The sequence below is a fragment of the Vibrio sp. 10N.222.46.A1 genome (genome assembly GCF_041473595.1).
In the GTDB taxonomy this organism is placed as follows: domain Bacteria; phylum Pseudomonadota; class Gammaproteobacteria; order Enterobacterales; family Vibrionaceae; genus Vibrio; species Vibrio tasmaniensis_A.
On the sequence record NZ_JBFRSN010001129.1, the window covers coordinates 1 to 434 of the forward strand.

At 43.3% G+C, this 434-nt stretch carries 1 pseudogene; it reads left to right on the top strand.

From position 1 onward, the window contains the following. Positions 1-348 (top strand): annotated as a pseudogene (locus tag AB4496_RS24470) (MFS transporter); the annotation flags it as partial. Between the last annotated feature and the right edge of the window lie 86 nt (positions 349-434).

Sequence of the window (434 nt, forward strand, 5' to 3'; positions counted from 1 at the left end):
GGTGGCGTGTTATTTGTGGTGAGTATTGCCATCAATATCCATGGTGTATCAATTTGGCACTTTAGAGCGGCTTTGGTTGTGCTTGGTGTGGGTTGGAACTTTATGTTCATCGCTGCAACAGGCTTATTCAGCCAGTCGTATCAAGCTCAAAATAAAGCCAAGGCACAAGCGTTCAATGAATTTGTTGTGTTTGGTTGTGTAACTGTCACGGCGCTACTGTCTGGTTGGTTGGAGTCAACAGTAGGTTGGCAAAACCTTAACGTTTACGTTTTACCATTCGTTTTGGCCGTAATTTTGTTGTTTGCATTCAGTGCGCGTAAATCACGCATTCAAAAGCAGCCCGTGTAATGGTTCATCGAATGGTGGTTCAGCAAGTTTTTTACTGTGACTAAACCCCTAGTATCTTAAATTGCGACCAATAAAAAGCCCTACCG